The organism is Bacillus sp. CZDM1, from assembly GCF_055502545.1.
In genome coordinates this window covers 23525-45305 of sequence record NZ_JBUESO010000003.1, presented here as the reverse complement: position 1 = coordinate 45305, position 21781 = coordinate 23525, and the positions used below count along the sequence as shown (strand labels likewise).

Genomic DNA, 21781 nt, shown 5'->3' with positions numbered 1-21781 from the left:
TGAGTAATATTTTGTCAACTCGACAAATAAATGTTATTATACGGTGTATCAACACGTTTACAATTTTCGTATGTTGGTAATAAAGTTTAATAAAAAATTGAAGGTGGTGTCAAATTGAAACAATCGAAGTTAAGTATGTTAGGGATGCCATATTTACATTTTGGCAAGGGTGAACCATTAGTTCTCATTCATGGATTAGGTGAAGTAAAGGAAGGGTGGCAATCACAATTTGAACTAGCTGATCAGTATGAGTTAATAATTCCTGATTTGCGCGGTCATGGTGAATGTACCAAAACAGAAGGAATTTCTATTCCACATTTTGCTTCAGATGTTATTGCTTTATTAAACGAGTTAAAAATTGAAAACGCTAACATTTTAGGCTTGTCAATGGGCGGTGCTGTCGCTCAAGAAATTTATCGTCAAGCCCCCCACCTAGTACGCTCTCTCATGTTGATAAGTACATTCCACTTTTTCCCAAAGAAACTCAGAAAACCATTACTGAATTTTAAGAAAATGAGATTAGGTGTTGCTGCAACGGATAATGACCTTAAAGAAACAGCTGCACATATGAGCCTTTATTCATGGTCAGAGGAGAATATGAATCACTTTAAACAATATTTTCAGCCGAAACGTAACATCTTTTTAAAATCTCTAAAAGCTTGTTTCCAGGTTGATAATATTTCTTTATTACCGACGATAAAAGTTCCAACTCTTATTATTGGCTGTCAATATGACTCTGTTTTACCAGTTTGGATACAATATTGTATGCACAAGCTGATTCCTCATTCAGAATTTATCATTATGCGAAATTCGGGGCATTTAGCAAAATTAGAAGCAACAAACCGGTTTAATCTTCTGCTAAGAAAGTTCTTAAACCGGCAAAAAGCTGCTGCTTAATTTATATAAGTGGGAAGGATGGGGGTCCTTCCCACTTATAACACGTTTTCGGTTAAACAGTTGGCACTAATTCCTTATCTTTCGCCTTTCCTTTTAGACTTTCTTTACCCACAATACCTTTTATAGAAGCTAATTCATTTTTTATTTCAGTTAATTGACCTAATCCCAGTTTCACTTCCTCTAAATCGGTGTGAATGTTTTTTTCCTGATTATGTTCTTTCTTTTTCAAAATTTCCTTCTGTGTTTCTTTTATTTCCTCAAGTTCCTCTCTAACATCACGAAGGTTAACTTGAATAATTTTAATGTCTACAAGATCCTTACGTATTTCCTGAATGTCATCCTTCATTCTTTTCATTTCAGATACTTCTTGAACGATTCTTTGGAATTCAACCTGCATTTGTTTAACCATCATAACCATTTCTTGAAACAATGCTAGATTTTCTTTATTTATTTCACTAAGACCATCCTGTAATTTCCAAACCTGTTCTTCTAAGATATCGATTTTCCCTTCAGCTTGTATTGAAAGATTGGCCACATTAGCAACATCTTTTTTGGTAGGAATATTCATAATACCAAGCATAAGCTCTTGATTTTTCCTTAACAGTTCCATGTACCGTGAGTGAACACCTAGGCCGGTATTGGCTAAACGAACAAATTCATTCTTATCTGCAGCCATAAACAATAGTCCATTTATTTGTTTTTCCCACATCTCACTAATCTGTTTAAAGCCCTCGTACGGATCATACATCTTTTCTTTTGTCATCCTTCATCATCCTTATTGTTATGATTTTGTGACTTCTTCAGCTTGTTCCATGTATTTATTTAAAGGGAATATGAACGTTTTTAATTGACCTGTCAAAAGGTTAACGAAACCTTTTTGACTCTCATAAATAAGAGAGGCAGCTTGTTTTAAGGTTTTTATATATTGCAATCGTGCATTCTTCCTAAGATCAATATATTGTTCTAGCATTTGAAAATATTGATCCATCATTTGAATATTTACCACCATCTTCAGTGGTGCATTTAAAATCGAAGCTGTTCTACTTTGAATTTGGTCAATCTGCTGATTAATTTCTTCATAGGATCTTTTTGGTAAAATATGCTGAAGGACTGTAGTTGACATTAAAAATTCCTCTCTGGCGGTTCTCTCCCAATTACCAAATTCTTTGTTGAACTGTTCTCTGACAGATTTAATATTCTCCTGATTTCGTTTTATACTTTCAGAAAAAAACATGGCTTCTTTCAAAAACACATCATCACGAAAATCGGCTTTCTTTGCCCATTGGTCTAACTCACGAAATGCATGGTTCCAGAGAAGGTCCAGGGATGAAAATTGTTCCTGAACATCTTCCTTATTCAGGATTGGTTCTTGTTCCTTTGATTCTAAGACAGGTTCAGGTAATTCGGTTTCTATGACTTCATTTTCACCTGTTAGATCATCCACAGAGTTTCGTCTCCTTTTAGTCGTTTTTGGTGTTTCAGTATCCTTTGGTTTGGTTTCTTTTTTTTCAGGCATTTATTTCTCCCCCTTTTTATTGTAAAATTTCTTAAGAATGAATCTTTTCATTTTCTTCTTGACGAAGCATTCTCCTTAAAAGCTTTCCAACAGATGATTTAGGAAGCTCTGCAAGAAATTCAATCTCTTTTGGTACTTTATATGGAGCTAGATTTTGCTTTAGATATTCTATCAATTGCTCTGGTGTAACACTTACACCGGCTTTTACTTTTACATATGCCTTGACTGTTTCTCCTCGATAGGAATCGGGTTTTCCAACTACAATTGCTTCTTCAACTGCAGCATGCTGATAGATAATTTCCTCAATTTCACGAGGGTATACATTGTATCCGCTTGCAATAATCATGTCCTTTTTGCGATCTAATATATAGAAATAACCATCTTCATCCATTTTGGCGATATCACCTGTAAAGAGCCAGCCATCTCTAATTACTAATTGAGTGTCACTAGGACGTTTCCAGTAACCCTTCATTACTTGTGGCCCGCGTAGAATTAATTCACCCGCTTCACCGACCGGTACATTTACATATCCCTCTTCAGTTTCCTTAACAATCCGTGCTTCTGTCCCTGGGATAGGAATTCCTACACTTCCTAGTTTACGAGGAAGAAACGGCGGCGTAGAAATAGCTGAAGGAGCTGTTTCTGAGAGTCCATAGCCATCTGCAAGTCTTATCCCCACACGTTTTTCAAAATATTTTACTTGTTCTACAGGGAGTGGTGCACCACCGCTGCTAAAGTAGAATATATCCTTAATTGCACTTTCTTCCAATTGCGGATGACTGTTTAATGCAAATATCATCGTTGGAACTGCAGTCACCTGGAATGGTTTCTCTCTATTAATTATTTCAATTAATTCATTCACATCGAAACGAGGAAGAATTAATTGGTTACAACCAATTCGGATCGCTGAGAGAGCATTGCAAGATAATCCATAGACGTGAAACATTGGGAGGACACTGATGATTTTAAAATTTTCTGGTTTCTCATCAACGGCATTATAGGTAAAATCACATACTTGAATAATATTAGCAAGAAGATTCTGATGGGTAAGCATTACACCTTTGGATACACCCGTTGTTCCGCCAGTATATTGTAGAATGGCCACATCTTCTTCTATGTTTATTGGGATATCAGGAATCACATTATCATGAGTAAGAAAGTCATCAAAGTAAATATCATCATCTGCAAGACTAACCCTGCTTTCACCAAAACCAACAACTATAATTTTTTTCAAAGAAGTTTTTGGCTGAACTTCTTTTACCTTTTGATAAAATGCTTTAAATACCACCATATAGTTTGCCTCAGAATCATTTAGGGCATATTCAATTTCTCTTTCAACATACATGGGATTGACTTGTACAGCAATGCCACCCAGGCGGAATACTGCAAATAAGCTAAAAATATAATGAGGACAGTTAGGCAGCATGATTCCTAGTCTATCTCCTTTTTTGAAACCAATGCGGTACATGGAAGCAGCTAGCCATTCTGATATAGTTCTTGTTTCTTTGTAACTCCATGACCTTTCATAAAAAGTAAGAGCTGGTTTTTCCCCGTGAATATTGGCCGCCTGCTGCAAAAGATCAAATAACGAAACATAGTCCACTGATACCTCTTTATTAATTCTTGGATCATAAAACTTTAACCACGGCATTTGCGAATAAACCATACAATCCTCTCCTAATTCAATCAAGTTATTAACCAATTAAATTATTGTTTTAAAAAAGGTTTTTGTAAACGTACCCAAATCGACATTATTCCACATTTTTCAAATGGTGACTGGTATTAACAAAGAGTCTTTAAAGGCTTTAACATAAATACACACAGAAGATTGATGGTTTTTGTCGAAGGATTCACTCTTGTTCACACAATTTTCGAAATGAAGACAAATATTTAGAAGCCCTTATATGCCTGACGATAGATATTCGCAAGCTCCGTTACAAGAGGTTGTTTTGGGTTTGCAATCGTATCTTGATCATCAAAGGCATGTTCTGCTAAACTATTAATTTTTTCTTCGAATACACTTTTGCATACACCCGCCTCTTCTATGCCCGTTGGCAATTCCAACTCAACAATAAGCTTCATGATTGCTTGTACTAGACTCTCTACCCCTTCTTCTGTTGTCTTCGCAGGAAGACCAAGCATTTTGGCAATTTCAGCATAGCGTTGATCTGCTATAAAGTGTTCATATTTTGGATATGTCATGAATTTATTCGGCTTTTGTGCATTGTACCGAATCACATGCGGCAGCATGATTGCGTTAGCACGACCATGAGCGATGTTAAATTCAGCACCAAGTGCATGTGCCAGGCTATGGTTAATCCCTAAAAATGAGTTAGCAAAAGCCATGCCGGCAATGGTTGACGCATTGTGCATTTTTTCTCGGGCAAGCTCATCCTTACCATTACGGTAAGCCTTTGGCAGGTACTCAAAAACTAATTGAATTGCTTTTAAAGCCAATCCATCTGTAAAATCATTGGCTAACACAGAAACATATGCCTCAATTGCATGTGTTAAAACATCTATCCCCGTATCTGCCGTAACATGCTTAGGAACGGTCATAACAAACTGGGAGTCGACAATAGCCAAATCTGGTGTTAATTGAAAGTCTGCCAGCGGATATTTGATATTGGCCTTTTTATCCGAAATAACCGAGAAGGAGGTTACCTCAGAACCTGTTCCGGATGTGGTAGGGATTGCAACAAGAATAGCCTTCCCACGAAGTGATGGGAATTTCACCACTCTTTTACTAGGATCGAAGAATTTTTGCTTTAAGCTATTAAAATCTGCTTCTGGATGCTCATAGAATAGCCACATCGCTTTTACAGCGTCCATGACAGAGCCTCCTCCAAGAGCGACTAAACAGTCAGGCTGGAATTTTCTCATCCTTTCTGCACCTCTGTGAACCACATCAATGTCTGGTTCAGCTTCAATATCATACAACACCTCATATTGGATATTGGAAGGATTCCTTTCCAACTGATAAAGTACTTTATCAACCGATCCATTTTTCATTTGACTTGAGCTTGTTACAATAAATATTTTTGAAATCCCTGGAATCGAAGAGAGTACTTGAATGGAGTTTCTTTCAAAAAATATTTGTGATGGAACTTTAAACCATTGTGTCATGTTTCTCCTTTTTGCAACTTTTTTAATGTTAATTAGATTAGCTGCTCCGACATTCTGAGACACCGAGTTCCCTCCATATGTTCCGCACCCTATTGTTAATGACGGTAAAGATGTGTTATAGATATCACCAATAGCACCATGAGTAGATGGTGTATTAACCATAATTCTTCCAGCCTTCATTCGAAGGGCAAAGGTATCGATGACATTTTGGTCTACTGTATGAATTGCCGCAGAGTGGCCAAGCCCCCCGTATTCAAGTGTTTCTTCAGCGATTAGCAGCCCTTCAGCTAGACTATTTACTTTATAACAGGCAAGAATAGGACTTAATTTTTCACATGAAAGCGGGTAATTAGCTCCTACACCTTTTAATTCTGCAATTAAAATTTTAGTATTTACAGGCACATTCACGCCTGCCATTTTTGCAATCATAAATGCTGGCAATCCAACAATCATCGGATTTAAAGAGGCATTCTTTTCGTCTATTACTGCCTTTTCGATCATTAGTTTTTCTTCATTATTTAAGAAATAACAATGGTTATCGATCATTTCCCTTTTTACTTCATCATAAATCTCATTGTCGATAATAAGTGCTTGTTCAGAGGCACAAATCATTCCGTTATCGAAGGTTTTGGATAGAATAATGTCGTTTACTGCACGTTTAATATTGGCGCTTTTTTCAATATAACAAGGAACATTTCCTGCCCCTACACCAAGTGCTGGTTTACCTGAACTGTACGCAGCTTTCACCAAATTAGGTCCCCCAGTAGCCAATATGAGAGAAATTTTTGGATGTTTCATCAAAGTCTGAAATGCTTCATGAGAGGGAGTATCAATCCATTGGATGCAATTCTCAGGTGCCCCTGCCTTTAATGCAGCTGCCCGAAGGAGTTTTGCAGTTTCAACACAGCATTTTTGTGCATATTTAGGAAAAGCAAAGATAATTGGATTTCTGGTTTTAAGGGAAATCAATGATTTAAAAATGACAGTGGATGTTGGATTCGTGATAGGTATGATACCAGCTATGACCCCCACTGGCTCAGCCATCTCTACCATGCCCTCATGCTCATTTTCACTTATGACTCCCACTGTTTTCATTTCTCTTATGTTGTTGTAAATAAATTCTGTCGCGAACATATTTTTGAAAACCTTATCCTCATATACGCCTCTTCTTGTTTCTTCAACCGCAAGCTTTGCCAGGTCTTTGTGATGTTCAAGTGCAGTATATGCCATTTGCTTAACGATTTCATCGACCATTTCCTGGTTGTAGCAGCGAAATTCAGCTAATGCCTTTGCACCATTTCTTGCTAAGATATCAATCCCCGCTTCAACATTTTGTTTTTCCTGAACTACTTTTTCTTCAACTGCCATTGCATATCCCTCCAAATCAATCTTTTCAAATGGGAATGATTTCTACTCCAAATTTCCCCCTTAACCTTTTCTGGCTAAAATATATCATGTTGAACAATGAAGAATTTGTCGAATTGCGCTATAAAATGAATGAATACCCATTCATTTTTTAAAAATTCACAAATTGTTCAATAGTAACTTCACCCTACTATTATGAAAATAAAAACCGCACCCCCTTTGTTTGGGGTGCGGCCTGCAATTAAATCAACCAGTATTACGTAATCCAGCTGATATTCCACTTATGGTAAGAAGTACTTCGGTGATTAATTCTTCAGTAGGCTCGTCCTGCTTCCTTAATTGTTTAATTAATTCAACCTGTAAAAAGTTTAATGGATCAACATAAGGATTTCGACGATAGACCGAGTCTTTAATGTTTGGTGTATGATCAAGCAATTCTTTATCTCCTGTTATTTTTAGAAGAATAGCTTTCGTTCTTTCATATTCTTCAAGGATATTCGAAAAAATTCGCTCAGCGATTTTCTGATCCTCCACCAGTGATAAATATTCCTTAGCAGTTGTGATATCTGCTTTCATTAGAGCCATTTGGAGATTATCAATCGTTGATCGGAAAAATGGCCATTTTTCATACATTTCCTGTAATTGTTGTAAATTTTGTTCACTTTGTGAAGCAAAGCTTTCTAAACCAGTTCCTGCTGCATACCATGCTGGAAGCAGCTGCCGGCTTTGTGTCCAAGCAAAAACCCAAGGAATGGCTCTCAAATCCTCAAATCGACCACGATTCTTTCTACTCATTGGTCTTGAACCTATATTTAAATCACCAAGTTCTCTTAATGGGGTTGCTTCATTAAAATAGGTTAAAAAGTCTGAATCTCCAAAAACAAGCGATTGATACTTCTTTAGCGATATGCTGGAAATCTCTTCAATAGCTAACTCCCACGATTCATCCCTCAAGTTTCCATGCTCTGCTTCTTTTGATACACGGGCTGTTGACAGCATTAGTGTAGAAGTTGCCTGTTCTAAGCTCCGATAAGCGATATCTTCAAGCAAATATCGAGATGATAACACTTCACCCTGCTCGGTAATTTTCACTCCATCACCAATCGTTTCTGCCGGCTGTGAAAGCAGACTTTTGTTTAATGGGCCGCCTCCACGTCCTAGAGATCCTCCTCGTCCATGGAAAAACTTCAATCCAATGTGGTACTTGTTTGCCATTTCATGAATTTCGAGCTGAGCTTTATATAGCTTCCAATTCGCTGTTAACGTACCGCCGTCTTTACTGCCGTCTGAGTACCCCAGCATAATTTCCTGTTGATCATTCATTACTTCCAAATGATTACGATATACAGGCATTTTAAACAAGGTTTCCATTATTTTAGGTCCGGCAGTTAAGTCTTCAATCGTTTCAAGTAATGGTGCGACATTTAATTGATTTTCAATCGTCCCATCAGCATGTAATCGATATATCCCAGCTTCTTTTGCCAAAACAAGTACTTCAAGTAAGTCACTAGGCGATTTAGTCATACTGACAAGATAAACGGATATCGAACGTACGCCAAATTCTTTTTGAGCATTTTTTATCATTTGAAACACCTGAATCATTTGTTGTGTTTCAGGTGTATAATCTTCATTTAGCAGAAGAAGGGGTCGAGGATCCATTAAAGAATTTTCTAAAATTCTTACTTTTTCGTCTTCAGATAGTTCCGCATAATTATCAGAAATTCGAACTTTACGTAAAATTTCTGTAATGGCTGCCTCATGCTCACCGCTATGATTGCGAATATCAAGTGTTGCTAGATGGAACCCGAAAAGTTGTACCTGACGAATCAACTTTTGGATCGTTTTTAGCTCATGCGCGGCCGGATGATGTTTATTTAAACTTCTTTTAACTAAAAACAATTCTTCTAATAATTCTTCCGAGGAACGATAACCTAAATCAGATTTACCAACTTGTTTTAAACGTTCGATGATAATAGCAAATTTCCGACGATATACTTCCGTTGTAATTGGCCATTTCTTATCTTCAGTTAAGTATTTGTTTTCTTCTTCCTCTAAAGTTTGGATTAGTTCTTGACTGACTTCCACTCTAGTTGTGGAATGACTATAACGTTTCATTAAATCGACAAGAACATTTTTATATTTTTTTAAGACAAGCTTCCGCTGCTTATGTAACGTCTCCCATGTAACCTCTGGAGTAACGTTTGGATTACCGTCCCTGTCACCGCCAATCCATGATCCAAATTTAAGGAAATTAGGTACATCCCAATTATTAGTAGAAAAGTTTTTCTCTAAACAATCTTCTACTTCTCGATGGATTTCTGGAAGAACTTCAAATAATGTCTGATCAAAATAATAAAGTCCATTTCGTACCTCATCCAGTACCGTCGGCTTAGTATGGCGGAGTTCATCGGTCTGCCATAGAATTGTTACCTCGTTAAACAAACTCTCTTCTAACTTTCGACGTTCTCTTGTTGTTAATAATGGATGATCAAGCTTCTTTAATATAACCGCAATACGTTGTTGAATTTCTAATATGGAACGCTTTGCTGCTTCTGTAGGATGTGCTGTAATAACCAACTCAAGTGACAATTTGTTTAGAACTTCCTGAATCATTTTTTCATCAATATTGTTTTCCTTTAGAGAAAGAATTGCACTCTCAATGGAATCGGGTTGAACAATAGAATCATCTTGTAGATGATATTGTCTTTTTCTGCGAATTCGGTGATTTTGTTCCGCAATGTTTATCAAATGAAAATACATCGAAAATGCTCGAATGACTTGTTTTCTCATTGGACTGCTGAGGTTTGTAATCTCATGTTTTAATTCAGCATAAATGTCTTGGTCGAAATGGATTCTAAGTGTTTTACACGTCATTCTTATTTTTTCCACTTTATCTAATAGTTCAGTTCCACCATGATTGACAAGGATTTCACCAAGTATTTGCCCAAGTAATTTAACATCGCGGCGAAGTGGAAGACTGCTATCATTCATCTTCAATTCTGTATTCATGCTTTCACCTTCCCTGTACTAGTTAATTGACTAAATTTTTTATTTATTAATATAACATATCTTTTAGCCCCATGTTAGAAATTTTTTAAATAATTAAAAAAACAACCCGAATTTTCTTCGGATTGTTCGTGAAACTTATCACCTTTTGTTGAATTCTTCAAGTTTTAAAGAGATGGCCGAGGCTACTTCATCCGTTGATTTCGGAATCACATTTTTAAAAAGCGAATTTGCCAATGAACCTAGTGCCCCACTCGCATTAATTTCAAGAAATCCTGTTAACAATGTTTTATTCGTATTAAGTGCTTGGGCTTCAAAATAACCTTCACCAATATACTTTTCATTCATACGCCTTAATTCAAAGCTTACTCTAGTCGGTTCGTTCCACTCTTTAATATCAATAACCAAATTTACCTTTTTCCTCATTATGCCAAGGTCACTTTTAAATTCCCATGTTATAATACTGTCATTAATTTGCTCATGCTGTATATAACCAGGCACAAGTGGCGCCCAATTATTTGCATCTCTAATGAAGTCCCAAATTACGTTTATGGGGATAGCTAATTCTATTTGTTGCATTTCGCTAGGCATTGGTATCCCTCTTTCATATAAAATGTAAAAGACCTTCAATGTGCTGAAGGTCTTTTTATTATTTATATGATTAATTGTGTCTTTATAGAAGAATGAAATTAATTTGCTGGAATGTTCCTAACGAGCATATTCCATTAGGAATTCATGTATCCTCCCTGCTGCTTCTGACAGTCTCTCTGCGGGCTGTACTAATGCAATTCGAACATATCCTTCTCCTTGTTTTCCGAACGCGTCACCAGGGATTACAGCTACGCCAGTGTGATTGATTAATTCAAAGGCGAATTGTCTTGATTTCCATCCGGCAGGGATTTTGGCCCAAAGAAACATAGTTGCGGGGGAACTAGACAGCTGCCACCCGCTTTTTTCTAGTCCAGCTATAAGGGTATCTCTGCGAAACTCGTACTCTTTCACCTGTTCTTGCAGTATCGCGAAATCCGATGTAAGCGCAGTAACAGCTGCTTTTTGAATAGGATAAAATACCCCATAATCAATTTGTGATTTAAAGGTCCCTAGGATATTTAGCGCTTGTTCATTACCGACAGCGTATCCAATTCGGCAGCCTGCTAAATTAAAGGTTTTTGATAAAGAATTAAATTCAATCCCAACCTCCTTAGCACCTGGAACTGACATGAAGCTAATTTGTGGATGGTTATCATAGATTAATTCAGAGTAAGCGAAATCATGAACGACCAAAATATTATGACGTTTTGCAAAATCAATCACCTTTTCGAAAAAGCTTTTGTCAGCTAGTGCTGTTACAGGATTACCTGGATAACTAAGAATCATCATCTTTGTCTTTTCCAAGACAGGCAGCGGAATATCATCTAGAACTGGCAAAAAGTTATTTTCTGCTAATAAAGGCATAGTGTACAGGACACCACCAGCAATGGTAACACTCGCTTCGTAAATAGGGTAACCTGGGTCTGGTACTAAGACATAATCCCCTGGGTTGATCATCGCAGTTGCTAGATGAGCCAGGCCATCCTGTGACCCCATTAATTGGAGTACTTCTTTCTCTGGATCAATGTCTGCTGCATAACGCTGCTGATAAAAGAAAGATACAGCCTCATGAAATTCTGGTATTCCCTTTAAGGTGTATCCATAATTGGCAGGATTACTTGCATATTTTACAAGTTCTTCAACAACAAATGCAGAAGGCGGTAAATCAGGACTGCCTACACTTAAATCTATAACATCAAGACCCCTGTTTAGTGCTTGCCGCTTAAGATCAGCTACCTCTTGAAAAATACTGGCTGTTAATTTTTGAACTTTATTCGAAGCAACAAGATTCATAGATTTGACCCCCTCAATCATTTACATAACTCAAATATATTTATTTTATTGATACATTTTAGCAAAATTTCATCTATTAATAAAATTCTTTTACCTTTAAAATTCTAAAAATGGTTGATTATCAAATCTACATCTTTTAAGATTTAGGATAATTGACAGTTTATTATTCGGAGGTAACGTGCAGGTGAAAGCGATTCAATATGTAATATTTTTATTGGGATTGACCTTCTTTGGCTTGGGTAATGCGATAGCAGTTAAGGTGCAACATGTTGGTTTACATCCCTGGGAGGTCTTAAATGTGGCTTTATATCAACATTTTGGACTTACTATAGGGACTTGGGGAGTAGTATGCGGGCTATTACTGGTTATCATCTCTTTTTTTACAGCAAGAAAGTATATTAGAATTGGGACTTTCTTAAACGCCCTTTTAATTGGGCCCATTATGGACTTTTTTCTTTGGTTAGATTTTTTACCTAAGTCAACTAATTCTTGGGTTGATTATCTTATATTATTCTGTGCCATTGTCATTGCTGGTATTGGCGGGGGGATGTATGTTGCGGCAGGTCTTGGTGCCGGACCACGAGATGGTTTTATGCTTTCCATTTCAAATAAAACTAAATTATCCGTAAGTCAAGCACGTATTCTTGTTGAGAGTTTTATCTTGATTATTGGTTTTATATTAGGAGGACCTGTATTTATTGCGACCTTCCTCTATACATTTATCCAAAGTCCAGTATTCCAACGGTCTTTAAGCCTTTTTAATAGCTTAATTGAATTGTTAAAAAATAAGAATAAACAAATTAGAGAAGACGTGTATTTATGACACGTCTTCTCTAATTAACTAGATAACTTCTACTCTTTCAGTACTGAAATCGTGATAATATTTTTGATGAGATAAATCGTTTATATCATGTTCATTTTCCTCTTCAAAATAAGCGGACAATTTTCCTTCATAGACTAATTCTAATGAGGCTGATTCTTTTATATCATCTGGAGTAACAAGTGAAAGTGGCTTTTGTTTATTGATTTTCACTCCTGATTCCTCAAGAAGAGCGGCAACAAAATGGGAACAAAAGAATGCATTTTTCCGATCTAATTCCCAATTGAACATAACAGCGAATAGACCTAAAAGATTATAGCGATATTCACCCTTATTTTTCTCAATCTCCTCAATTTTACGACAAATTGCATCATACTGTTTTTCTGATATTATACAAGAATAGATAGCACAATCAGCATTGCGAAATATGCCGCCACGGATGTTTTCTCTGACAAAACCAGCTAGGAAAGGATTGCGGGGTCTTTTTCTTCCAAAACTATAGACGTCCCATAATTGGTCATCTAATGCGATGGAAGCATGATTATGCGGCTTCTTCGTATATAGTTTAATCATCTTTGTTAATACCGTCCCAGTATCAGTAAGAAGTACGTAAACCTTCCTCATCCTATATTCCCCCTTAAATTTTCTATAGGAAGGGATTTCTCTTACTATATCCCTTTATGATTATCTTTTATTTTATTTTAACGTGTATGTCTACAGACTTACACAATCCCGAGAATTATTTTTATCTAAGACTTAAGTCTTATCCACTTTATGCTCTTATATTATAATTTACTAAATTAAATTCCTCATAGAAACACATTTTTCCTGTTTTTATTATAAAAATTTCCCATTTTTAACATTTCATACATAGAATAATATATTCATTGATGATTAGGGGTGCAATAGATGGGATTATATATTAACAAAGGGAAACATCCGAAAGTATATAAAAATAAAAAGAAAATACATGAACCACACCAAAAGATGGTGAGAAGAGACTATCTTGCAGAAGTAATAGACGAACAGTACCACGCAAATGTTTCATTACTTCGTGAAATCCATGAGATGAAACATCAGTTTCTTAACCAAGAGGTTGTACAAGCAAAAAATTGGGATAAAGTTGCAAATCAATTAAATGAACTTAGTTCTAATAATCAACAACACACAGAACATGAAGAATTAATAATCCATTTATTGAAAACACAAGAAGAACTGCAAAAACAATTATCTGAAAAAATTAGTAAACAAGAAGAGTTTCAAACTGGGGTATTAAACCGGCTGGACCGGCAAGAAGCATTAACTGAGAAAATCTTTCGTCAAATAAATCATATTCGCTCAATCCTTTTTGAACGGACCAACTACCTTGCAGAAAAAATTGATGAAGGATATAAAATTACCTCTTCTTATGTCTATAATCTAATGACCGGTTCAGACCAGCCCATTACCTTTTATTTAATGAACAATAAAAAAGGAGACAAACAAAGGTAGATCCCGGTGCCATAAAAAAAATGGCGCCGGTTTTCTATGTTCCATTTCTAAACTTAAAAAGCTTTTACTTTTCTATAGTATTGGACAAAGTTATTTAGCATCTCTTTTCCACCTGTCGTTAATATCGATTCGGGGTGAAATTGAACACCTTCAAGTGGAAGTTCTTTATGACGTATCGCCATAATTTCCCCATTCTTCGTCCAAGCGGATATCTCAAAACAGTCTGGCAGCGTATCCCTTTTCACTATCAAGGAGTGGTACCTCGTTGCTTGAAATGGATTCGGTAAGCCTCTAAATAGTGTTTTTTCATCATGGTAAATATCAGAGGTTTTTCCATGCATTAATTGCTCAGCAGGAACAACATCACCCAAATAAGCTTGAGCAATAGCTTGGTGCCCAAGGCAGACACCCAAGATTGGAATAACCCCTGAGAATGCCTTTATGGCCTCAAGACTAATTCCTGCTTCATTAGGATTACCTGGACCTGGAGATATCATTAAAAACTCAGGATCTGCCGTTTTTATTTCATCTAAGGTTGTTTGGTCGTTCCGCTTTACGACTAACTCCTCTCCTAATTCCCCTAGGTATTGAACTAAGTTAAAGGTAAAAGAATCATAATTATCCACCATGAAAATCACTGATGTTCACCCATTTCCCTTCAGACAATTCATTTATATATTAGTTTCAGCTTTTTATCCATCATACATGAATTTTAAAAACAAAAGAAGCCCTTTCAAGTGAGAAAAGGGCTTCCAATATCAATAAAGTCTGTTAGATAACTTTTGCTATGAAATTTTCTTTAGTTCCTCAGATAACTTGAGGAAAGCTTCCTGATTTCTTTCTTGTAAGGAGAGGTCGATTTCCTTACGGAGCACATTTCTTCTAAATTCAATCAAGGCATGGTTTAAAAACATTTCAGCAATTACAGAATCGTTGTTTTCATCTGTTTGTTGTGGTGAATTTAATAATCTCTTTTCCATGGAAATCAACTCCTTGAGCTTTTTTTTATTATACTGTTAATTATCTAAAAATTCAAACATTTTATTTGTCATTATTAAAAGAAATTTTTTCCTCCCCTTTGTACTGCGTTTATTTAAGAAAAATTTAATAGTTTGTTTAGATTGCTTTTATAACTCCCGATTACACTAAGCTTGTAACAAAATAATGAATGGAGGAAAAGAATATGAATAAGAAGCTTTTAGCGGTTATCGGGATAAGCGGAACGCTTATGTTGGGCAGTGTTTATTCGATTTCTGCAAATACATCTGGTTACGATCTATACAAGGAAGCCTTAAAGAAAACCCATTCGGCAGGGAGCGCAACGTTAAATATTAATCTTAAAATCGAGGATAACAAAAAGTCTATATTATCATCTAAATCCATTTTCAAGTCTGATTCTGTAAATCAGGTAAACTCCATCTCTACTCGTTTAGCTAATGAAACTGAAGTTAGCAATATGAATATGTACAAGCAGGATGGAAATTGGTTTCTGATGAAGGACGGACTGGATACAATTTACAAAATGGAAACCTCTAATAATCCACATCACAGTAATAGTGCTGAGTTAAGAGATGATGTAGAAAATCTAATCGATGTCATGACTAAAAATCTTCAACAACAAATTACAGTGGCTGATAAGCAAAATGGAAATCATGTAATTGAACTGGATTTAACAGGTAAAGAAATCCCTCTCACTGCGAATGCTCTAAGTACGCTGATGATTAAACATGCTGCTATGATTCAAGACAAAAATGAATCTGAAAGCTCAGGCTTTCACATTAAGGCAAAGGTTCCTGAATTAGATCATGATATTACGGTTAAGCAAGTCAAACTTACTGCTCAAGTGAACAAAGAAAATTATATTGAACAACAGACTGTCAAAGTTGTCGTAACAGGAAAAGATAAACAGGGTGCCAGCCATGAATTAGTTATAGGTATTCATTTAAATGCTTCTGCCTACAACCAAACTACGGTGACACCCGTTGAAATTCCAGCTGACAAGGTAGTCGGATTCAATCATGGTAAAAAGTAAATTGAAATAAGAAATGGATAGAGGTGACAATTTTGGAAAAGGCAGTGGTTATTACTGGAATGACGAAGCAATACTCAAACGGCAGAGGAATACAGAATATCGGTCTAACCATTGACCAAGGGGAAATAGTAGGGATCCTTGGTCCAAATGGAGCGGGTAAAACAACCTTATTAAAATGCATGACCGGTCTAACTTCACCAGATAGTGGAAAAGTTGAATTATTTGGTGTTGACCTTCAAGGTAATTACAAAGAAGCAATACGACCTGTGGGTGCGTTAATTGGGCCAGTTGTTGCTTATGAAAATCTATCACCCTATAAAAATCTGAAAATGATTTCTCGCTTGTATTCTGGTATTACTGATACAGATATTGAATTGGTATTGCAACAGACCGGTTTAACTCCTTTTAAAGACGAGAAAATATCCTCCTTTTCTATGGGTATGAAGCAGCGTTTTGGGATAGCCTCAGCACTCATATCTAAGCCGCGATTAATCATTCTAGATGAACCGACGAACGGCTTAGATATTGATGGATTGCTTTTGTTAAGGAAGACAATTCAGGAGATATCAAGCCATTACAGTGTAACCTTTGTGATTTCCAGTCACCATATTTCAGAATTAGAAAAATTATGTAATCGTTTTTGTTTTCTTATCCAGGGTGCTGCCTCATTTTATGAAGCCGGCAGCGACCCATTAGAGGATGTTTATGTCAAGAAGATGGAGGTGGCAGGGAGATGAACACAATAAAAGCAAATAGTTTAAATGAAATACAAAAGCTGCTGACAAAAAAAAGCACCAAACTGTTTCTACTTGCTGCTGTCCTTATTCCTGTCCTGACTAAGCTTCTCGTAAATAATCTTTTTTTAACTGATTGGATGGCTTTACCGACTGAAAATATAAATTTTACCTTATTAGATTTATTTGTCACCATTTTCATTCCTTTATTTATTTTTATCAGTGCAACAGATTTATTTACAGGAGAAGGTGAACGCGGAACTTTACTTCAAGTAAGACCCATCAGTCGAATGGAGCTTTTCCTTTCCAAAGTCATTGCTATTAGTATTTTTAACTTAATTGTTCTTTTATTAGAATGGCTGGCCGTGATGATTAGCAGTGCAGTTTTTGATAGAGCCTTCAACCTGATTACTATTCCTTCTAGTCTTGGAGCTTTTATTGTATCCTGGTTGCCCCTAATCGCTCTGACGGCATTTGCTATAATGTTGGCACTTCTGGTCCATTCTAGTGTTCTTGCAATATCTAGCATGATTGTTCTTTATCTAATCATGATGTTTATTCCTTATGTTTTCCCTTCTTCCTTATACTTACTGCCATCTACATATTTAGATTGGTATATGCATTGGCTTAGCGATGTTTCACTTCGATGGATTTTGCAAACTGTCACGTATTTGTGCTCATCTTTCGCATTGTTTTTTTCAGTAGGCTATTATATGTTTAATAGGAAAGAAGCCTAACCGAAGGGTGCTAATCCTATGTCTATCAAACTTCGTCTGATATTATCAAATATTGCGATGATCACCGTACCAATCATTATGTTTATGCTTACCTCCTTTCTGTTAATGATGGTGTTTCTCGGTGATATCCGTGAAATGACCAATTTCTTACCAGAAAGCCACAATTACCACAAAACAAAACAAGAGGATACATTGCTGTTTTTAGAATTAAAAGAAAAGTCTGCCGCCAACCCGATGGAATTGATGAGTAAGAATTATTTGGAATCCCTAAACTCTGAACTTAGTAAAATCGATTCTGGTTTAATAATCCGTAAAAATGATGAGATATTCTATCTTACAAGAGAGCTAGAAAAAGTCGATACAGAGGAGCTGCCGGAATTTGGAACAGAAAAAAGCTTCCGCAGCTTAGAAGAAATTGGTGAGCAGACGTTTGCCATGAAGCAGCATGATTTCTACCTGCAGGATGGCAGCGAAATCACACTCTTTTTAATGAGAGACGCTAGCCCGTGGAATCAGTTTGTGAGAACCTTTTTCCCAATACTATTCGGCTTATGTTTATTGATATTAATTGCGACCAATGGATTATTAACCTACTTTGTGTCTAAAAGTATTATCAACCCAATTAATCAACTAAAAAAAGCAGCTCATTTTATAAAAAGCGGCAACCTCCAGCATTCCATTACAGCGACTAGGAATGATGAGATTGGTCAGTTAACACAAGCATTTGAAGAAATGCGGATTCAATTAAAGGAGTCACACGAAATCCAAAAACAATATGAGGATAACCGGAAGGAATTAATTGCCCATATTTCTCATGATTTAAAAACGCCGATTACCTCCATTAAAGGATATATTGAAGGAATCCGTGATGGAGTGGCAGATACACCTGAAAGAAGAGCACGCTATATTCAAACCATCTATACAAACGCAGTGGACATGGACCATTTAATTGATGAATTATTCTTATTCTCAAAGCTGGATTTAGGGAAGGTTCCCTTTGAATTTGAAAAAATTGATATAAAAGATTATCTAAGTGATTATTTTGAAGAATTAAGCTTTGACCTTAGAAAACAGAATGTAGAGTTAAATTTCCAATTTGCCCCTCAGGGACATTATCATGTTTTAGCTGATCGTGAAAAGTTTAAACGAGTACTGGCAAATATTATTAACAATAGCTTGAAGTACATGGATAAGGATAAAAAGGAATTAATAATATCGATGCATTCTACCGACGAAACTATAGAGGTTTCCATTGCAGATAATGGACCAGGTATAGCTGAAGAGTCGATTCCCTTCATCTTTAATCAGTTTTACCGAGCTGAACAATCCAGAAATAAATTAACAGGGGGCAGCGGTTTAGGACTTTCGATCGCCAAAATGATTATCGAAGAACATAACGGTAAGATAAAATTAGAAAGTACTTTAACAGTAGGAACAAAAATCACCATTATCTTGCCGCACCATTCCTGTTTAGAGGAGGCCACATCATGAAAAAGATTCTGATTATTGAAGATGAAAAAAGTATCGCCGAACTAGAACAGGATTATTTAGAAATCAACGGCTTCCTTACAGAAATGGTCCATACAGGAGATATTGGTCTTCAAAAGGCAATAACACAAGATTACGATTTAATTCTCCTAGACGTTATGCTTCCGAACATTGACGGTTTTGAAATTTGCAAGAAAATAAGAAGTATAAAAGATATTCCAATCATTATGGTGACAGCAAAAAAAGAAGAAATTGATAAGATTCGAGGGCTAGGGCTGGGAGCAGATGATTATTTAGTCAAGCCCTTCAGTCCGAATGAAATGGTTGCGAGAGTGAAAGCACATCTATCCAGGTATGAGAGATTATCAATGAAACAAACTTCTGAATCGCAAGGAATATACATCCGTGGTTTATTCATTGATCGACCCTCAAGGCGTGTCTTTGTAAATAACAAAGAAATTACCTTAACCACCAAAGAATTTGATGTTCTCACCTTTTTATCACTAAACCCAGACCAGGTTTTCAGCAAAGATCATCTATTTGAAAGAATATGGGGCTACGACAGCAATGGAGACGTTTCAACCGTCACCGTTCATATCCGCAAAATAAGAGAAAAAATCGAACATGACCCCTCCAACCCTGAATACATAGAAACCGTATGGGGATCGGGCTATCGTTTTCACTAATTTTGTGAACACCTTTAGGTGTCACCTTGGTGAACATCTTTTAAATGTCACCTTGGTGAACATCTTTTAAATGTCACCTTGGTGACAGGCACCACAAAAAGACAATGTCCACCTCAGGCGGACATTGTCTTTTTGTGTTAGTGGATTTGGCTTTGGAATAATGTGTTTCGGTTACTAAATTTTGTGACTAGTTTTATTAAGAAAAGGTTGCCTATTAGTAAAGCAGCGCCTATTAGGAATAGTGTTAATGGGCTTAAGAAGAATATTCCACTTGCTTGGCTTATGAGGATGCCAACGATTGGTAACACAAGCAGTCCACCAAATTGCTGGGCTTCCTGGAACGTTTTGACTTTGGCCGAAATCAAAACATTCAAGATGATATTAAACAGGACTAATATTGGAATAACCCAAAACATTAAGATCATCCAGGTAGAGTTAAAATATAATAATACTTTAAAATACGGATACGTGATTACATTAACAACAATAAAACTAATGATAAAAGCTGCAAAGGAAATACCTAAAGTTGGAATTATGGATGCAACTAATTTACCAAGAAACAAGTCTTTAATTGAAATAGGTGCAAACAACAATGTCTCTAACGTATTTCTTTCCTTCTCCCCTACAAAACTATTTGATGAAGTAACCATTGAGTTAATAATGGCTACCATTAAGAAAAAAGGTATCATCATAAAGGTTAAGAAAAAATAAACAAACTTTAAGCCAAGTGTCGGCAATGCGATTAGATTATTCCGTATCTCCTCGTTTGGAAAGTCTTTAATAAATGCATTTATAGGTTTCTCTATTTCTTTTGACGAAGTTCCAACTAAATCAAAGTGAATTCCAAAATATGCCATGCAAACTGGAACAACAATACATAAGAGGAAGGCCAGGATTATCATCGGAACACACACCTTTTTAGAAGAAAAAGTAGCCTTCATATCTTTCTGGGCAATGGTTAAAATCGTCTGTTTATTCAACCCGTTTACCTCCCCTAATATAAAAATAAATCGCCTCGAGGCTTCTATTGGTTATTTCACAATTATGAACCCAAGATTCACTAAGAATTTTGGCTAATAAAGGAGATATCTCTTCCTTCGAGGTAAGTATAAATTCCAAATGATTGGTCTCTTTTCTTATGTATCTATGCTCCTTATAGGTTTGGCTATTAAGCGGCTTAAGACCCGTTTCTACTACTAACTTAATTTCTTTTAAGTATTTCTCTTCTAATTCCATCATCGTTCCTTTTTCAACGATTCTGCCCTCATTTAAGAACAAATAAGAATCACAGATTGATTCAAGCTGGTGCAGAACATGTGAGCAAATTAAGATCGTTACCCCTTCCTCTTGATTTACTTTACGTAAATAATGGATTACTTCATTAATCCCTTCAGGGTCTAACCCATTGGTCGGTTCATCGAGAAAAAGAAGTTTTGGATTATGCAATAAAGCTTTGGCTAGTGAGATTCTTTTCTTCATTCCTGTTGAAAAGCTCCCCACTAATTGATCCTTAAAGCCCAGCATATCGAATTGCTCAAGCAAATGTGTAATTCTCTTTGTATCGCAGCCTCCATATATTTTTGAAAAGAAGACAAGATTGTCCCATGCGGTCATATCATGATAAATACTTGCACTTTCGGTTACAATTCCAACTCTTTTTCTGATTTCATCTCCGTGCAGCTGCGGGTCAAACCCCATCACTTTCATCGTTCCATTGGCGGCATCAATGACTCCATTTAATAATCGGATAATTGTGGTTTTCCCTGCCCCATTTGGCCCAAGCAGACCATTTATTGTTCCTTCTTTAATTGTAAAAGAGACATCTATTAATATCATACGATCATTAAATTGTTTGCTTACTTGTTCAACCTCTATAATATTTGTCATAAATTTCTCCCCCCTAAAGTTTCAACCCTCTTTATTACGATTAATAAGGAGTATTCGTTCACAAAAAATTATCCTTTTTTTGATAGACTAGAAATAAAGATTAACTATATGT

The 21781-nt window shown here is 36.2% G+C and carries 20 protein-coding genes; 8 read left to right on the top strand and 12 right to left on the bottom strand.

What is annotated here, in order from left to right; genetic code table 11:
• The first annotated feature begins 114 nt into the window (after positions 1 to 114).
• Positions 115 to 897 (top strand): alpha/beta fold hydrolase, encoded by a 783-nt coding sequence (locus ACY3XC_RS07870; RefSeq protein ID WP_464868097.1) that lies wholly within the window; start codon positions 115 to 117, stop codon positions 895 to 897.
• A 52-nt stretch (positions 898 to 949) separates the two neighbouring features.
• On the opposite strand, the gene ACY3XC_RS07865 is transcribed toward ACY3XC_RS07870, so the two are convergent.
• The 7 genes from ACY3XC_RS07865 to ACY3XC_RS07835 form a co-directional block, all read right to left on the bottom strand.
• Positions 950 to 1660: a hypothetical protein gene (locus tag ACY3XC_RS07865; protein ID WP_464868096.1), complete on the bottom strand. Its 711-nt coding sequence runs from the start codon at positions 1658 to 1660 to the stop codon at positions 950 to 952.
• An 18-nt stretch (positions 1661 to 1678) separates the two neighbouring features.
• Positions 1679 to 2413 (bottom strand): hypothetical protein, encoded by a 735-nt coding sequence (locus tag ACY3XC_RS07860; RefSeq protein ID WP_464868095.1) that lies wholly within the window; start codon positions 2411 to 2413, stop codon positions 1679 to 1681.
• 31 nt (positions 2414 to 2444) lie between these two features.
• Positions 2445 to 4079: a long-chain-fatty-acid--CoA ligase gene (locus ACY3XC_RS07855; protein WP_464868094.1), complete on the bottom strand. Its 1635-nt coding sequence runs from the start codon at positions 4077 to 4079 to the stop codon at positions 2445 to 2447.
• 224 nt (positions 4080 to 4303) lie between these two features.
• Positions 4304 to 6907: a bifunctional acetaldehyde-CoA/alcohol dehydrogenase gene (gene adhE, locus ACY3XC_RS07850; RefSeq protein ID WP_464868093.1), complete on the bottom strand. Its 2604-nt coding sequence runs from the start codon at positions 6905 to 6907 to the stop codon at positions 4304 to 4306.
• 243 nt (positions 6908 to 7150) lie between these two features.
• Positions 7151 to 9913, bottom strand: coding sequence for a phosphoenolpyruvate carboxylase (gene ppc, locus ACY3XC_RS07845; RefSeq protein ID WP_464868092.1), 2763 nt, complete (start codon positions 9911 to 9913; stop codon positions 7151 to 7153).
• 138 nt (positions 9914 to 10051) lie between these two features.
• Positions 10052 to 10501, bottom strand: a complete 450-nt coding sequence (locus ACY3XC_RS07840; protein WP_464868091.1) for a CoxG family protein — start codon at positions 10499 to 10501, stop codon at positions 10052 to 10054.
• Between the two features lie 117 nt (positions 10502 to 10618).
• Positions 10619 to 11794: an LL-diaminopimelate aminotransferase gene (locus ACY3XC_RS07835; protein WP_464868090.1), complete on the bottom strand. Its 1176-nt coding sequence runs from the start codon at positions 11792 to 11794 to the stop codon at positions 10619 to 10621.
• A 178-nt stretch (positions 11795 to 11972) separates the two neighbouring features.
• Here ACY3XC_RS07835 and ACY3XC_RS07830 point away from each other — a divergent pair, with 178 nt between their 5' ends.
• A complete protein-coding gene (locus ACY3XC_RS07830; protein WP_464868089.1) occupies positions 11973 to 12617 on the top strand; it encodes a YczE/YyaS/YitT family protein in 645 nt (214 codons plus the stop codon).
• A gap of 18 nt (positions 12618 to 12635) precedes the next feature.
• On the opposite strand, the gene ACY3XC_RS07825 is transcribed toward ACY3XC_RS07830, so the two are convergent.
• Complete coding sequence (locus ACY3XC_RS07825) at positions 12636 to 13238, bottom strand: hypothetical protein (RefSeq protein ID WP_464868088.1); 603 nt, start codon at positions 13236 to 13238, stop codon at positions 12636 to 12638.
• A 285-nt stretch (positions 13239 to 13523) separates the two neighbouring features.
• On the opposite strand from ACY3XC_RS07825, the gene ACY3XC_RS07820 reads away from it, so the two are divergent.
• Positions 13524 to 14105 (top strand): hypothetical protein, encoded by a 582-nt coding sequence (locus ACY3XC_RS07820; protein WP_464868087.1) that lies wholly within the window; start codon positions 13524 to 13526, stop codon positions 14103 to 14105.
• A 53-nt stretch (positions 14106 to 14158) separates the two neighbouring features.
• Here ACY3XC_RS07820 and pabA read toward each other — a convergent pair whose 3' ends face one another.
• Together pabA and ACY3XC_RS07810 are read right to left on the bottom strand one after the other, a co-directional pair.
• On the bottom strand, positions 14159 to 14743 hold the full coding sequence (pabA, locus tag ACY3XC_RS07815; RefSeq protein WP_464868086.1) for an aminodeoxychorismate/anthranilate synthase component II: 585 nt from the start codon (positions 14741 to 14743) through the stop codon (positions 14159 to 14161).
• 147 nt (positions 14744 to 14890) lie between these two features.
• Complete coding sequence (locus ACY3XC_RS07810) at positions 14891 to 15085, bottom strand: IDEAL domain-containing protein (RefSeq protein WP_464868085.1); 195 nt, start codon at positions 15083 to 15085, stop codon at positions 14891 to 14893.
• Between the two features lie 203 nt (positions 15086 to 15288).
• On the opposite strand from ACY3XC_RS07810, the gene ACY3XC_RS07805 reads away from it, so the two are divergent.
• From ACY3XC_RS07805 to ACY3XC_RS07785, 5 genes are read left to right on the top strand one after another with little or no spacing between them, the layout of a single operon-like run.
• Positions 15289 to 16137 carry a hypothetical protein gene (locus ACY3XC_RS07805; protein ID WP_464868084.1) on the top strand — a complete coding sequence of 283 codons (849 nt, stop codon included), beginning with the start codon at positions 15289 to 15291 and terminating at the stop codon, positions 16135 to 16137.
• A 32-nt stretch (positions 16138 to 16169) separates the two neighbouring features.
• Positions 16170 to 16874 carry an ABC transporter ATP-binding protein gene (locus tag ACY3XC_RS07800; RefSeq protein ID WP_464868083.1) on the top strand — a complete coding sequence of 235 codons (705 nt, stop codon included), beginning with the start codon at positions 16170 to 16172 and terminating at the stop codon, positions 16872 to 16874.
• Positions 16871 to 17608: an ABC transporter permease gene (locus ACY3XC_RS07795; RefSeq protein ID WP_464868082.1), complete on the top strand. Its 738-nt coding sequence runs from the start codon at positions 16871 to 16873 to the stop codon at positions 17606 to 17608. The genes ACY3XC_RS07800 and ACY3XC_RS07795 overlap by 4 nt, the downstream gene beginning before the upstream one ends.
• 18 nt (positions 17609 to 17626) lie before the next feature.
• Positions 17627 to 19099 (top strand): sensor histidine kinase, encoded by a 1473-nt coding sequence (locus ACY3XC_RS07790; protein ID WP_464868081.1) that lies wholly within the window; start codon positions 17627 to 17629, stop codon positions 19097 to 19099.
• The gene (locus tag ACY3XC_RS07785; protein WP_464868080.1) at positions 19096 to 19782 is read left to right on the top strand and encodes a response regulator transcription factor; all 687 of its coding nucleotides are present in this window, start codon (positions 19096 to 19098) and stop codon (positions 19780 to 19782) included. Before ACY3XC_RS07790 ends, ACY3XC_RS07785 begins: the two co-directional genes overlap by 4 nt.
• A 137-nt stretch (positions 19783 to 19919) precedes the next feature.
• Here ACY3XC_RS07785 and ACY3XC_RS07780 read toward each other — a convergent pair whose 3' ends face one another.
• The gene (locus tag ACY3XC_RS07780; protein ID WP_464868079.1) at positions 19920 to 20762 is read right to left on the bottom strand and encodes an ABC transporter permease subunit; all 843 of its coding nucleotides are present in this window, start codon (positions 20760 to 20762) and stop codon (positions 19920 to 19922) included.
• Positions 20755 to 21669 (bottom strand): ABC transporter ATP-binding protein, encoded by a 915-nt coding sequence (locus ACY3XC_RS07775; RefSeq protein WP_464868078.1) that lies wholly within the window; start codon positions 21667 to 21669, stop codon positions 20755 to 20757. Before ACY3XC_RS07775 ends, ACY3XC_RS07780 begins: the two co-directional genes overlap by 8 nt.
• Between the last annotated feature and the right edge of the window lie 112 nt (positions 21670 to 21781).